Annotated in this window: 11 protein-coding genes and 1 tRNA gene; 6 read left to right on the forward strand and 6 right to left on the reverse strand. The window is 38.1% G+C overall.

Annotated elements, in window-relative coordinates:
• Positions 1–226 precede the first annotated feature (226 nt).
• Positions 227–302, reverse strand: a tRNA-His gene (locus MR041_RS14850).
• 110 nt (positions 303–412) lie between these two features.
• Positions 413–1,135: a bacillithiol biosynthesis deacetylase BshB1 gene (gene bshB1, locus MR041_RS14855; protein ID WP_242095041.1), complete on the reverse strand. Its 723-nt coding sequence runs from the start codon at positions 1,133–1,135 to the stop codon at positions 413–415.
• Between the two features lie 375 nt (positions 1,136–1,510).
• Here bshB1 and MR041_RS14860 point away from each other — a divergent pair, with 375 nt between their 5' ends.
• The 3 genes from MR041_RS14860 to MR041_RS14870 all read left to right on the forward strand — a co-directional run bounded on the left by MR041_RS14860 (position 1,511) and on the right by MR041_RS14870 (position 5,793).
• Positions 1,511–3,352, forward strand: coding sequence for an SLC13 family permease (locus MR041_RS14860; RefSeq protein WP_242095042.1), 1,842 nt, complete (start codon positions 1,511–1,513; stop codon positions 3,350–3,352).
• A 38-nt stretch (positions 3,353–3,390) separates the two neighbouring features.
• Entirely contained in the window at positions 3,391–5,022 is a 1,632-nt protein-coding gene (gene pckA / locus MR041_RS14865; protein WP_242095043.1) for a phosphoenolpyruvate carboxykinase (ATP), read from the forward strand.
• 99 nt (positions 5,023–5,121) lie between these two features.
• Positions 5,122–5,793: a DUF2490 domain-containing protein gene (locus MR041_RS14870; RefSeq protein WP_242095044.1), complete on the forward strand. Its 672-nt coding sequence runs from the start codon at positions 5,122–5,124 to the stop codon at positions 5,791–5,793.
• A gap of 2 nt (positions 5,794–5,795) precedes the next feature.
• Here the strand turns inward: MR041_RS14870 and MR041_RS14875 are convergent, their stop codons facing one another.
• Together MR041_RS14875 and MR041_RS14880 are read right to left on the reverse strand one after the other, a co-directional pair.
• On the reverse strand, positions 5,796–6,383 hold the full coding sequence (locus MR041_RS14875) for a TMEM175 family protein (RefSeq protein ID WP_242095045.1): 588 nt from the start codon (positions 6,381–6,383) through the stop codon (positions 5,796–5,798).
• A gap of 47 nt (positions 6,384–6,430) precedes the next feature.
• Positions 6,431–7,837 carry an MATE family efflux transporter gene (locus tag MR041_RS14880; protein ID WP_242095046.1) on the reverse strand — a complete coding sequence of 469 codons (1,407 nt, stop codon included), beginning with the start codon at positions 7,835–7,837 and terminating at the stop codon, positions 6,431–6,433.
• Positions 7,838–8,030: 193 nt separating this feature from the next.
• Between MR041_RS14880 and MR041_RS14885 the strand changes: the two genes are divergently transcribed.
• A complete protein-coding gene (locus tag MR041_RS14885; protein ID WP_242095047.1) occupies positions 8,031–8,699 on the forward strand; it encodes an HAD family hydrolase in 669 nt (222 codons plus the stop codon).
• Here MR041_RS14885 and mscL read toward each other — a convergent pair.
• Entirely contained in the window at positions 8,696–9,148 is a 453-nt protein-coding gene (gene mscL, locus MR041_RS14890) for a large conductance mechanosensitive channel protein MscL (protein ID WP_242095048.1), read from the reverse strand. The two genes, MR041_RS14885 and mscL, sit on opposite strands and share 4 nt — an antisense overlap.
• Positions 9,149–9,228: 80 nt before the next feature.
• The gene (locus tag MR041_RS14895) at positions 9,229–12,429 is read right to left on the reverse strand and encodes a cytochrome c biogenesis protein CcsA (protein ID WP_242095049.1); all 3,201 of its coding nucleotides are present in this window, start codon (positions 12,427–12,429) and stop codon (positions 9,229–9,231) included.
• A 396-nt stretch (positions 12,430–12,825) separates the two neighbouring features.
• Here MR041_RS14895 and MR041_RS14900 point away from each other — a divergent pair, with 396 nt between their 5' ends.
• On the forward strand, positions 12,826–13,674 hold the full coding sequence (locus MR041_RS14900) for a Rossmann-like and DUF2520 domain-containing protein (protein ID WP_242095050.1): 849 nt from the start codon (positions 12,826–12,828) through the stop codon (positions 13,672–13,674).
• Positions 13,655–14,185, forward strand: coding sequence for a KdsC family phosphatase (locus MR041_RS14905; protein WP_242095051.1), 531 nt, complete (start codon positions 13,655–13,657; stop codon positions 14,183–14,185). The genes MR041_RS14900 and MR041_RS14905 overlap by 20 nt, the downstream gene beginning before the upstream one ends.
• Positions 14,186–14,325 lie beyond the last annotated feature (140 nt).

Here is a 14,325-nt window from a genome sequence, read left to right on the forward strand (position 1 = left end):
GATCGGTCTCACTTCGACTACCTCACTTAAGTGAGGTGCTCAGCATAAACTTCTCGACCGATTACTTTATAATGAAAAAAGTCCCTTGACAAGCAAGAGACTTTGTAAGGGGTGGAAGATCGGTCTCACTTCGACTACCTCACTTAAGTGAGGTGCTCAGCATAAACTTCTCGACCGATTACTTTATAATGAAAAAAGTCCCTTGACAAGCAAGAGACTTTGTAAGGGGTGGAAGATCGGTCTCGAACCGACGACCTCCTGAACCACAATCAGGCGCTCTAACCAACTGAGCTACAACCACCGTATAATTTGGACCACATTCGTGAATAAAGCCCATAAATGGGCAGGTGCAAATGTAAATTATTTCAAATTCTCTACAAAACCTTTTTTGATTAATTTAAAGGATACAATCCTATTTCAAATCAAATAAACTATCCACAGCCACGAACCGTTCAACATTGAATCCTTCGCCATGTTCCACTCCTATTAAACGACCCAGATCCCGCGCCCTGTATTCAATACTATCCGTAAAGTTTTTACTCGATATTGGTGTTTCGGGTTCCTTACTGCTTGAATCATAGAATTGCGTCTTATAAGCCTTAACAGACTGCATTTTCTTTTCCATAAAACCGGTCACGTCAACAACAAAATCGGGTTCTAAATTTTTCCATTGAATATAATGGTACACGTGCTTTGGTCGCCAAGGCTCCTGCCATGCATCATCCTTATCAAATTTGGTGTCAATTTTTAATAACCCACTTAAAAAGCAGGCATCACTAACCAGTTTACTCGCTTTACCATGGTCTATATGCCGATCGTCCACCGCATTACAAAGGACAATCTCAGGCCTATACTGTCGAATAATTTTGATTAACTCGAGTTGATGTGGTTTATCATTAACAAAAAAGGCATCCGAAAACTCCATATTCATTCTAAATGCAACCCCCAGTATTCCTGCAGCCAGTTCCGACTCGGCCAGCCTGGTCTCCTGATTACCTCTCGTTCCAAGTTCGCCACGCGTTAAATCTATTATTCCCACCTTTTTCCCCCTGGACACCTCCTTCGCTATAGTGGCACTACAACCCAATTCCACATCGTCAGGATGTGCTCCAATGGCCAAAATATCTATTTTCATAAAGACATCAATATTAATTTCAGGTTTAACATAATCAATTATCAATTAATTTATTTGCGACTCAAAATAGTTCCAAACTAGAAGAATTTTTATCAAATTTTCATGCATTTTAGACTATTTTTTTAAATAGAAGATCTATTTTTTTTAAATATATTAAGAATCTTTAAAAAAGCCTTATTACTATTACGTTTTCGTATTTCATTTCACTATTAAAATATCTCATAATTCTATAATTTGCTAAAAATTACATGTTTAACCAAAGTATGACTTTCGTCATACTATGTATGCCCTAATACCATGTAATTTTACTATGTGAAAAATTAATTTTATAATTGAGTTCTTTAGAATCGTAAAGCTAACAAACAATTACGAGATATGATCTACTTAATGCTTACCATATTAATCATTACCATCGGACTTTTTGTCTGGGGAAAATTTACGCCCGATATCGTAGCGCTCATATCTATGATTAGTTTATATCTTACTGGCATTCTTAATGCCACCGAGACCCTAAGTGGCTTCAGTAACCCTACGGTTATAATGATTGCGGCCTTATTTATTATTGGAGAGGGCATTGCTCAAACCGGCTGGACTGCCATGGCAGGTAAAAAATTTGTTGAATGGGCAGGTAAAAGCGTCCCAAAACTATTAGTTATCGTCACCTTAGGAGCAGGTATACTCTCCGGTTTCGTAAGTAATACAGGGACGGTGGCCACTTTAATGCCTTTAACTATATCTTCGGCATGGAGTATTGGCACATTACCTTCAAAAATGCTGATGCCCGTGGCTTTTGGATCCAATACAGGCGGCCTTTTAACCTTAACAGGCACACCTCCTAATATTATTGCGAGTAACGCTCTGGTAGAAAGTGGTTTTGAAGGATTTTCATTCTTTGAATTTGGATTGATAGGATTGCCATTACTTATAATTGCATTATTATATTTCAGATATATCGGATATAAGTTGTTACCAAAAAACAAAACAAACAATAAGCCCGTTAATATTGAGACCACATTGCACAAATGGATAGAGGCCTACAAAATAGATAACGACTATTACAGATTGCGAATCCGAAGTCTGTCACCATTAATAAATACCAGAATAGAAGACTGGCATCTTGAAAAAGAGTATAACGTGTCCATCATCCGGTTAAAAAGAAGGCATCCAAGTCTCCTGAAGGGCATCCATAATTTTGAAGAGTTCCCATCTACGAATACGGAGCTCAGATATCATGATATTCTGACGGTAAAAGGAGATACTGAAGCTATAAATAAGTTGATGATAAAATTCAGATTGGGTCTCCTACCCCTTGAACCCATTACCGATGAATTAAAAAACAATCTCATTAATCAGGAGGTAGGTATGACTGAGGTCATTGTGAATCCCAATTCGATCCTGGTAGGAAGACATTATAAAATCGGCGATTATTTTAATCGCTATGGGATACAACTACTTGCAGCTTCAAGAAATAATAAACCATTGGAGGATAGAGAAATAACCGTTAAAGCTGGTGATGCCTTTTTATTAAGAGGAACTTGGGAGGATATTGATAACTTAAAAAAACAACATGAAAATCTGGTCATTATAGGCAGTCCTGAAGGTATGGCCAAGAACGTTGACAAACTAAATGTAAAATCCTTTATTGCCTTGAGTGCCCTCTTGCTAATGATTGTATTTATGGTGTTTAATATCGTTCCGGGAGCCATTGCTGCCCTGATATCTGCTGGAATCATTTTATTAACGGGTTGTGTTCCGATAACTAAAGCCTATAAAGGTATTAGTTGGACCAGTGTGGTTATGATCGCAGCAATGATACCAATGGGCATCGCTCTTCAAAAAACAGGTACGGCACAGATCATAGCCAATGGGTTGGTGAGTTATTTAGGATCGATACATCCTATAGTCTTACTGGGAGGGGTTTTCTTATTGACCACAACATTTAGTCAGGTGATAAATAATTCGGCTACTGCAGTACTTATGGCGCCCATTGCCATTTTAGCGGCAAGTTCTTTAGAATTGTCACCGGAACCCTTTATGATTGCGGTAGCAATTAGTGCCTCAACTGCTTTTTTAACCCCAATTGGAACAACAACGAATGCCATGGTCATGACGGCGGGAGGATACAAATTCATGAATTACCTTAAAGTAGGCGCACCCTTATTGCTGATTTTCCTCACTGTATCGCTATTATTAGTTCCATTAATTTGGCCTTTTTAATATTTAATTTTTAATAAGAACCTTAAAACCAATAAAACATGAAAACTTCAGAAACTTTAGAAAAAGACACAAGTTTAGAACAATACGGTATAAAAAATGTTATCGTAAACTGGAATTTACCTCCGGAAGAACTTCAAAGAATTACTGTCGAAAAAGGTATGGGTAAAGAAACCGCCAATGGTACCTTAGCCATAAATACAGGAAAATTTACCGGACGTTCCCCTCAAGATCGTTTTCTTGTAAAAGACGACTATACAGCTGACAAGGTGTGGTGGGGAAAAACTAACAAGGCGGTATCTCCTGAAAATTTTGACAAATTGCAAAATGAAATTGTAAACTACCTTTCGGGTAAAGAAATATATGCCAGAGATGGTTATGTTTGTGCAGAGCCGGAATACCGAACTAATATTAGAACGATAACGGAGTATCCATGGTCCAATCTATTTGTTTACAATATGTTCCTTAGACCGGGTGCCAAGGAATTAGAAAACTTCAAAGAAGATTGGCTTATCCTTTGTGCTCCTGGTTACGAATGCCCGGATCCCAAAGCTTATGGAATACGTCAAGGTAATTTTTCGATTTTAAACTTTACAAAGAAAATTGCACTCGTAGGTGGTTCTGCATATACCGGTGAAATGAAAAAAGGTATTTTCTCCGCATTGAACCTTATTTTACCCACTGAAAAAAATGTATTGCCTATGCACTGTTCCGCTAACGTGGGCAAAAAGGGTGACACAGCCATATTTTTTGGACTTTCAGGTACCGGAAAAACAACACTATCTGCTGATCCAGATCGAAAATTAATTGGTGATGACGAACATGGTTGGACAGCGGATAATACGATATTTAATTTTGAAGGCGGGTGTTATGCAAAAGTAATCGACCTGACTGAAGAAAAAGAACCCGATATCTATCGTGCAGTAAAACCCGGTGCCTTACTTGAAAATATTGTGATCAAGGAAAATGGTGAGCCTGATTACGAAGATAGCAGCATTACACAAAACACACGTGTGAGCTACCCTATCTATCATATCGATAATATTCAGGAAACACTTTATGCCACTAATCCAAAGAATATATTTTTCTTAACCTGTGATGCATTTGGTGTTCTTCCTCCGGTTTCTAAATTAACTCCTGGACAGGCCGCGTATCACTTTATTTCCGGATATACCGCAAAGGTAGCCGGAACCGAAGCTGGAATTACAGAACCTGTACCGTCATTCTCGGCATGTTTTGGCGAACCTTTTATGCCCTTAAATCCAACAGTTTACGGTGAAATGTTAAGCAAGAAAATGCAAGAAGCAGGGGTTAATGTCTGGCTTATAAATACCGGTTGGAGTGGTGGCCCTTATGGGGTAGGATCGCGTATAAAACTTAAATACACAAGAGCAATGATTACCGCTATTCTTAACGGTGATTTAGACGGTGTTGACTACGAACAAAACTTTATTTTTGGATTATTCATGCCAAAATATTGTCCTGGTGTACCTTCTGAAATTTTAGATCCAATGAATACCTGGTTACAAAAAGGGGCCTATGTTGGCAAGGCGATACAATTAGCCCATTCATTCCATTTAAACTTTGAGAAGTTCGAACGTCAGGCATCTGAACAAATAATTGAAGGTGGACCGCTAATTGATGAACACCATCACTTGCATGAACACTTTTAATTAGGTTCTTATTTACCTTAAAAGGAGCTCTTCGAAAGAGCTCCTTTTCTATTGAAAATCTATTTAAAATAATTCGCAAACCCATATATTTGGTCCCATATGAGAAACTATATCATTCAAATGAGTCTGCTAATGATTGTTTTCCTGGGCAATGCACAATTGAAACCTGAGGATAAATTAGGCGTTTGGTACGACTTGGGAGGTAATCATAGAATCTCTAATTCATCAAGTATCACCACATATATTCAGTTATGGACATATGAGATTGATGACAAATTCAACTTTTTTTTATTAAAAATGGGGTACAACTATAACCTGAACTCCAAATTAAAGGCTACTGTCTATTTGGCCTATTCCGATTTTGACGGCAACATAAATATGAGCGTTCCGCATAACTATGAAAGACGTATAACCGAGCAGATTTTATACACCCATAAATTAGGTAAAATCCCTTTAGACCATAGATTTAGAATTGAACATCGTTTCTTTAAAAAATCCAATACAAATCTAAATGTAGCCCGCCTCAGATATCGAATCGGATCGACATTTAATCTGAACAAAACCTTTTTTGTTCGCATTGACGAAGAGTTATTGTTTACACCAAAACTAACTAACACACCCGAAAACAGGTTTTATACCGGATTGGGAATCAAACTTTCCAAATCTCACAATGTACAGTTAGGGTACATGAACAGAACCACTTCCAACAGGGAGCAATTACATAGACTCCAAATTGGATTATTTTTTAAAACCGATTTAACAAAGATTTAAATTTATTCTGACAGCTCGTCTTTCAACGTTCTTTCTATTCTGCTGTCCGGAATAAGCCATATTACAGCTACAAGAATATAAAAAAGGCCACCAACCCACACATTGACGAAAACACCAATAATACCTAAAATATAGAGCACGGGCGACAACTTCCCTTTGATATCCTTACCCAATGCCTTGGCCAATATTGAATCTTTACCATGATCCCTAATAATCAATGTCTGGAGGATAAAATAGGCTATTGCTGCGCATAATAAAATAATACCATAAAGGAAGACAGATGCGGTGGTAAACTGGTTTTCACCCATCCAGCCTGTAACAAACGGTATTAGAGATAACCAAAACAACAAATGCATGTTAGCCCATAAAATGCTTCCAGAAACCTGCTTTACGGTCTGCATCATGTGGTGATGGTTATTCCAATAAATGGCCAGATAAATAAAACTAAGAACATAACTCCCAAATACGGGAAGCAAAGGAGTTAAATCTTCAAACGCTCCTCCCTGCGGAACTTTTAGTTCCAATACCATTATGGTTATAATGATAGCTAATACACCATCTGTAAAGGCCTCTAGTCTTCCTCTGGTCATAAATAGTCATTTTAAAAGTTAAATAGGAGTAATGTACAAATTTTCCCTTAGACCTGAACCGTTTTCCAATCCCCCCTTCTAAACCATATTATGGCTATTAGGGCAATTAAAATTTCAGCAACCGTTATAGCCCAGAATACACCGGAAGGGCCAATATTGAGTGTCAGGGCCATGACATACGCAAATGGCAACTGAAACAACCAAAAGCAAACAAAATTGATGTAAGTGGGTGTTTTAGTATCTCCAGCTCCATTAAAAGCATTAATAACCACCATTCCGTAACCATAGAAAATATAACCGGCAGCAATAATACGCAAACAGTTACTACCACTTATTACAACGGCATCGGTCGCATTAAATAGGGTAATGATTTGAGGGGCGAACACCAAATATACTATGGACACCAAACCCATAAAAATAGCATTGTACTTTCCTGTTTTCCACACCGATCGTTCCGCTCGATCTGGTTTTTGTGCCCCCAAATTTTGTCCTACCAAAGTAGCCGCAGCGTTGCTCATTCCCCATGCCGGCATAAGGGTAAACATCATTACTCTAATAGCTATCGTATAACCCGCCAGTACTTCACTTCCAAATTCACTCATAATCCGCATTAAAAATACCCAGGATGAGGTGCCTATTAAAAACTGTCCGATACCGCCCAGAGACACTTTAATTAAATTAAACATGACTTTAAGCCGTAAAACCAAATCATTAATGCCAATTTTAATTTTGCTGTACCCAACAAATAAAATAACGAGCTGAAACAAAACAGCTGTTCCACGACCGATTGTGGTTGCTATAGCAGCACCTTGAACGCCAAACTCTGGAACAGGTCCGAAACCAAAGATGAATATGGGATCCAGAATGATATTTAAGCCATTGGAAAGGACTAAGGCCCACATGGCTACAGAAGCATCTCCAGCTCCTCTGAAAATCGCATTAATTAAAAATAGCAGCATGACGGTGACATTTCCACCTAAAAGTATTTGTGTATATCCATAACCTTCGGCAATAAGGTCAGGTTCTCCACCCATAAGTGATAAAATATGCTTCGGATATATTATACCTATGGCACTGATAATGGCAGCGACTACAACACCGAGAAAGATAACCTGAACCGCAGCTTTTGAGGCCCCCTCAATGTCCTTTTCACCGACCCGTCTTGCGACTACAGCCGTTGCTGCCATGCTCAATCCTATGGCTACGGCATAGACCAATGTTAAAACCGATTCAGTTAGACCAATGGTAGCAACAGCATTAACACTGACCTGCGAAACATATAAAATATCGACCAGTGCGAATATAGACTCCATGAGCATTTCCAAGATCATGGGAATGGACAACATGAATATCGCTTTTCTTATGCTTCCTGAGGTAAATTCATTGGCTTTGCCAGTTACCGCAATTTTGAAATAATGAAGAAATTGTTTTAACGTGATTTTATTTGATTGCATTCTTGAAAAAATAAAAAGATAGACATAATAGAATACCTGAGTATTCAGCGTTTTTTAGCTCGAGAGAATCTCGAAAGCAATGTGGGAAGTAGAATTAAACAATCATAAGTCACAAAGATGAATAAATATTTTAAAAGTACAAAATTGTTTTCGTGGTGCGCTGCAATGTGTATCTTCGCCGAAAAATCATCACATGCTAAAAGGGGTTATTTTTGATATGGATGGTGTTATTGTGGATAGCGAACCCATTCATCGTAAAGCGTATCAACACCTGTTCGAAGAATTAAGCATAGAGGTCAGTGATTGCTTGTATGAATCGTTTACAGGCAAAACGACTTTATCCATTTGCCAAACCTTATGTAATCACTTTCACCTAAAGGAAAAACCGGAGACATTAGTCGCTATAAAGCGTAAACACTACAATTATCTGTTTGATAATGATAAACGTTTTCAGCTTATTGATGGGGTCTTGGATTTAATTAAGGACTACCATACTAACGGTTTAACATTGGTATTGGGTTCATCGGCATCCATGTCGAATATTGAGCGCATTTTTGAACGCTTTAACCTAAATCCATACTTTAAATCAAAGTTTAGCGGTGCCGATCTTAAAGCTTCTAAACCACATCCAGAAATCTTTTTAAAGGCCGTACAATCCACCGGTTTTAAAATTAAGGAATGCATGGTAATTGAAGACTCAACAAATGGTATGGAAGCCGCAAGGGCGGCCAACATCTTTTGTGTTGGGTATAAAAGCAAACACTCTAAAAATCAAGATTATTCGAAAGCTGATAAAGTGATTTCAGATTTCAAAAGTATTTACTATAGCAGGATCCATCCTCTTTTTGAATGTACCACTTAGTTGTGATTCTTTTTCGATTTAAGCAGGTTGTTCTGCTCTTCGGTGAGTTGCGTAAGTTTAGAGAGTAGTTCAATATCTTTGGGTGTTGCTACGGTTTCATCTTGTGTGTCATGGGCCCTGTTTCGAAGCCTGTTCAAAAACTTAACGATTACAAATACCGTAAAACCAATAATCAAAAAATCTAAAAACGCTTCTCCAAAGGCACCATATCCGATAGCGACCTCATCCGTTTTAACCGAGCCATCAATGTTCATAACTGCCTCTTTCAAAATGATACGTTTGTCTCTGAAGTTTACGCCATTGGTCAGCAAGGAAAGGGGCGGTAACATTACTTTTTTGACTAAAACATCAATTACTTTATTAAAGGCAGCACCTATGATAATCCCGATAGCCATATCCATCATATTGCCCTTAACCGCAAACTCTTTAAATTCTTTGAATAATTGCATATTCTTGAAGCTTAACATTTATAATCCGATTACATTCAAACATTTAAAGAAACAAATGCTTTCAGATAAGTGTAATAAATCTATTTTTTATAAAATTTTAGGTACCCTCTATAACCAAAGAAACCGAGCATCGCTATTGCAGAAAGTGCTATACCAATAATTTTAAAACTCGCTAATTGCTGACCCGATTGATAGGAATGTAATCCCGACAAATAAAAATTAACACCGAAATAAGTAAAGATGATAAAGGAAATAGCAATGACAGAAATAAAGTTAAAAAACCATCTTCCGCGTAACCCTGGGACCAATCGCATATGAATTACAAAGGCATAAATCATGATACTGATGAGCGCCCAGGTCTCTTTTGGATCCCAGCCCCAATAGCGTCCCCAGCTTTCGTTGGCCCACATTCCCCCAAGAAAATTACCGATAGTTAACATAACAAGACCAACCGTCAGAGCCATTTCATTAATTATGGTCAGTTCTTTGATATTTAAATTCATTTTTTTCTTATTCTGACTTGTGGTAATCGCCATAAGAAACAAGGCCACCACACCTAAAATCATGCCTAAAGTAAAGGGTCCGTAACTCGCCACAATAATTGCGACGTGTATCATTAACCAATAACTATTCAAAACAGGCTGAAGGTTTCCAATGGAAGGATCCATCCATTGGAAATGTGCGACCATCAACAACATGGAGGTGACAAAGGCTGTAGACGCCAATGTCAGACTGCTCTTCCACCCAAATATTAAACCAAACAACATGGTTGCAAAAGCCACGTATATCATAGATTCATAGGCATTACTCCAGGGGGCATGACCGGAAACGTACCAACGGGCAATTAATCCAGCCAAATGCAAAATAAAAACCAGAACGATAATCCACTTCAGGATGCCTATTAGCGTATTGACAAACGAACTCTTATCGTTAAAAATCTGGACAATCAACAGAATAAACATAACAGACCCCGCATACATGTACCAGCTGAATAACCTTTTGAAGATATCATATTTGTTGTACAGGACTTCGGCATGTACCTTCTCATCACTTGGGACGACTTCAGCACCATATTTCTGCTGCGTTTTCTTAAATGCATTCAACAGTTTTTCCGCCTCGGTAAAATCGCCAGTTTGTTTTGCTTCATTTAGTGTAAACAAATAAGCCCTAAAGCCGTTTTTAATGAAATTACCATATAATGAATCCTGAATTCCATGAGTATCGAAACGATACTTGTTAGCTGATATCCAGGTATTATTTTCATCATCAGGAACCGGAAATAACCGCAGAGATTCTCCTTCTATAGTATTGTAAAGCAGGTTAACACGCTTATGAGCTTCCTGAATTTCTTTTTGATAGCCATTGGGATTGGTTGTACTGAACGCATCATTTAAAAAGGGCTGTAATTTATAAGCGCCTTTCTCTGTAAAGAAATCGGCAAGCGCCACATACTTATCTTCAACACTGGTTCCGATAATATGTCTCACCGTATCGGCCTTTTTCTTTGCCAAGTAAATAACAGGGACATTATACCATAATCTCGGACTTTCTTGCATGGACAAAAACACCTGATGCGCATCAAATTCCTCATAGGTATCATGCTTACTCAATTTTCGCAACATTTCAGAGGCGTAGGTGCTCACTGGTTTCATTCGCCCATCAGAATCCTGAATTACCAGGTGTGCAAACTTTTCTGCATGCGCTTTCGACGTCATATTCGAGGCCAATATGGAATCGATCTGCATCTTGCTTAATTTGGACTGAGCGGGTATTGTAGCGTTGTGATCGTGATCCTCCTGCTTCATGTCCTGGGAAAATCCATTCATTCCAATACACAATACAAGTACGGCTGTTAATTTAGCCTTCTTCGTTTTTACCTTTCTCAGTTGATTTCGTAAATCATTAAAACGGGTTCCTTTAGCAAATAATATGGCTAGCAGTCCAAAGTACAGCATGAAATAACCAATATAGGTCAAGAGTGTTCCCCAAAAATCATGATTCACCGAAAGTATAGTCCCCTTTTCATCAGGATCAAAACTCGACTGAAAAAAGCGATACCCACGATGGTTCAAAATGTTATTCATAAAGATCTTATAATCGAAGCTACCCTGCTCCTTGTCAAAAACCGTAACATCACTGGAATAGGCTGAATTGATATTGGAACCAGGAAATTTATCAGCCACAAAATCATTTAACTTTATCTCGAAAGGCAATGCTAAAGTCTTTGAACCGTATTTAAATGCAAAATCCAATCCACCAACCTGAATTTGCTTGAATTTATTATCAATTCCCTTCGCCCCTAATAAACCAATACTTTTGGTCTCTCCATTTGAAGTCACTTTAAGTACCACACCATCGACATCGTTCTGAAGGATTTGGGATTTCGGAATGACCTCAAATACCCCTTTAATTACTGGTTTCGGAAATACCAGTTGCATGTTCCCTAAAACGTAGCGTGAACGCAAGTGCAGGGTTTGCAAGCTGTCCTTTTTCAAATTCCCCTTTTTCATGGTCGCCATGATCATGTATTCACCATCATATGGTGATTCTATAGCCAATGAATCCCCTCTGGAAAAAATATTAATAGCACCTTCGGTGTACTTATTTAATGCAAAAATTGTATTGTGTATGTTGGCTACCTGACCGACTTTCAAAAAGTGATTATGTGGACCATTACCGGTTGCTTCAACAATTTTCAAATAGGATTCTCCATTTTCATCAGGTATAATATCTTCTTCCGCACCAGAAATAAATTTATCCAGGGTAATCGTTACAGGCTGTTTGTTATAATCGGTTCTTACCTTAAAATGATTATCCAAACGTGGAGAAAAATCGACCTCATGTTCCAGCACACGACGCTGCGCCAAACCATCTACGACATAATCACCATCAATATAAGTTGTTATATAAGTTTTCTGTGATAAAAATCTACTTTCGGTGGCACCTTCACGAATGGCCATCATCCCTTCAAAACCAAAATAACGTGTTACAAATGCACCTAGAAGAATAAATATAAATGCCAGATGCAAGGTCAAAGTGGCCCATTTTTCTTTCCTTAATAATTTAAACTTAAAAATGTTACCAATAAAGTTCACTACAAACAGTCCCATTATGGCCTCAAACCACCAGGCATTGTAAATTAAAGTTCTGGTGTACGGTGTCGGCGAGGTTTCCTGTCCGGCGTCCATAAAAGTCCCGCAAGCCATAGCTGATGCAAAGACAATGAATAACACAGCGGTAAGTTTGGTGGAAAAAAGAATTTTAGAGAGTTTTTCTTTCATGGCAATTACCTGTTTTTCAGATCGTGCAAATTTACATATTTCAATTTAGTTAATTGTGTTAAAATTCGATTATAGTTAGGCCTTATTAAGTTCGATAAACATGAATATGGTATAACACTTAACGTGTCTTCTAACGACTATTTAGAAAAAATAGAAGACCATGCGAATTGACAATTAACACTTTGATTCAAATTTCCCAGGGCATTGTGAGTAGTTAAACTGATGCTCACGGCACAAGAACGTCAGGACGTTACATGTCATACTATTCAGGCCCTTGTAATTCCGTACTATAATGACATCACCTGAATATTCAGACCCAATAATAAAGTTTCATAACCCGGGTTTAAGATGTTATGGTCTGTTTTTAAATACAGTTTTATTAATTATTTTAGCACAATGATTTCGGTAACCCTTCTTGGCGCTGGCAATGTCGCCACTCATTTGTATAACGCGTTTAATAAGACAGATAACGTAGTGTTAAAACAATGGTACAACCGGAACTTAAAATCATTGAAACGCTTTAAACATAGCATTGCCATTACTGATGATCTCAAGGCCTTGAAGGAAGCCGACATTTATATTTTGGCGGTAAGTGATGATGCCATAGCGGGATTATCGGAACAGCTTCCTTTTGAAAACAGATTAGTTGTGCACACTTCAGGTAGTGTGAATGTTCATGATATGGACAAAAAAAACAGACGCGGTGTCTTCTATCCCTTGCAAACCTTCAGTAAAACCAAAGAAATGGATTTTCAGCAGGTGCCTATATGTATAGAGACGCTTCATAAACCAGATTATCATTTACTGAAACAATTGGCCATTGGAATAGGTAGTCCAACCAAAAAGGTAAACAGCGATCAGCGGCGTTCCCTCCATTTGGCTGCCGTCTTCGTTAATAATTTTACCAATCAATTATTCCGAATTGGTCATGAAATCACCGAAAGGTATGGCGCCGAATTCGATCTTTTAAAACCGCTCATCCTAGAAACTGCAAAAAAAGTTCAAACGATGTCCCCCTATGCGGCACAGACCGGTCCGGCAAAACGAGGTGATATGGAAACTATTGAAAAGCACATCAAACTGCTTCATAAAAAAAAACATCGAGAGATATACACCTTATTGACCTCAGCAATACAGGACACACATAATACATATTCCTCTGAAACTGGGAGGCATCCGTTTAAGAAGTCCGTCTCAGGAAATAATTTTGACAAAAAAGAATCATATGGAAGAAAAGAGTTATAAGGAGTATTTGGAACATATCACTACCTTCATTTTTGATGTAGATGGTGTTTTAACTGATGGATCTGTGATCGTTACCACGGACGGTGAGATGCTGAGGAAAATGAGTATCAAAGACGGTTATGCCTTAAAATTGGCTGTAAATAAAGGCTATAATATTGGTGTTATTTCAGGCGGTACCAATGAAGGGGTCCGGTTACGATTGGAAGGTTTAGGAGTTAAAGATATTTATTTGGGCGCCCATAATAAAATGGATCAACTGAATGATTATTTCAATAAAAAGGGGATAAAGTCTGAAAATGTCCTTTTTATGGGCGATGATGTTCCTGACTTACCCGCTATGAAATCAATCGGTCTACCTTGTTGTCCACAGGATGCGGTTCCCGAAATAAAAGCCATTTCAAAGTACGTGTCCCATAAAAAAGGAGGCGATGGAGCAGCTCGAGATGTTATTGAACAGGTACTAAAAGTTCAGGGTAATTGGAATGACCTTTATGATGCAAAAAATGACTAGTGATTAGAATATTATCTCCTTTTAAATAAACAAGCAAAAGGCCTATGATCGAACGCGTTCACCCGGGAAATGGCAACTTACATAGTCTTTTTAAAGGCAACTGCAATAACCGCTTATCTTATTCTGCCCCTTTTGGTGGA

This window comes from Aestuariivivens sediminicola (genome assembly GCF_022662015.1).
GTDB classification, from domain to species: domain Bacteria; phylum Bacteroidota; class Bacteroidia; order Flavobacteriales; family Flavobacteriaceae; genus Aestuariivivens; species Aestuariivivens sediminicola.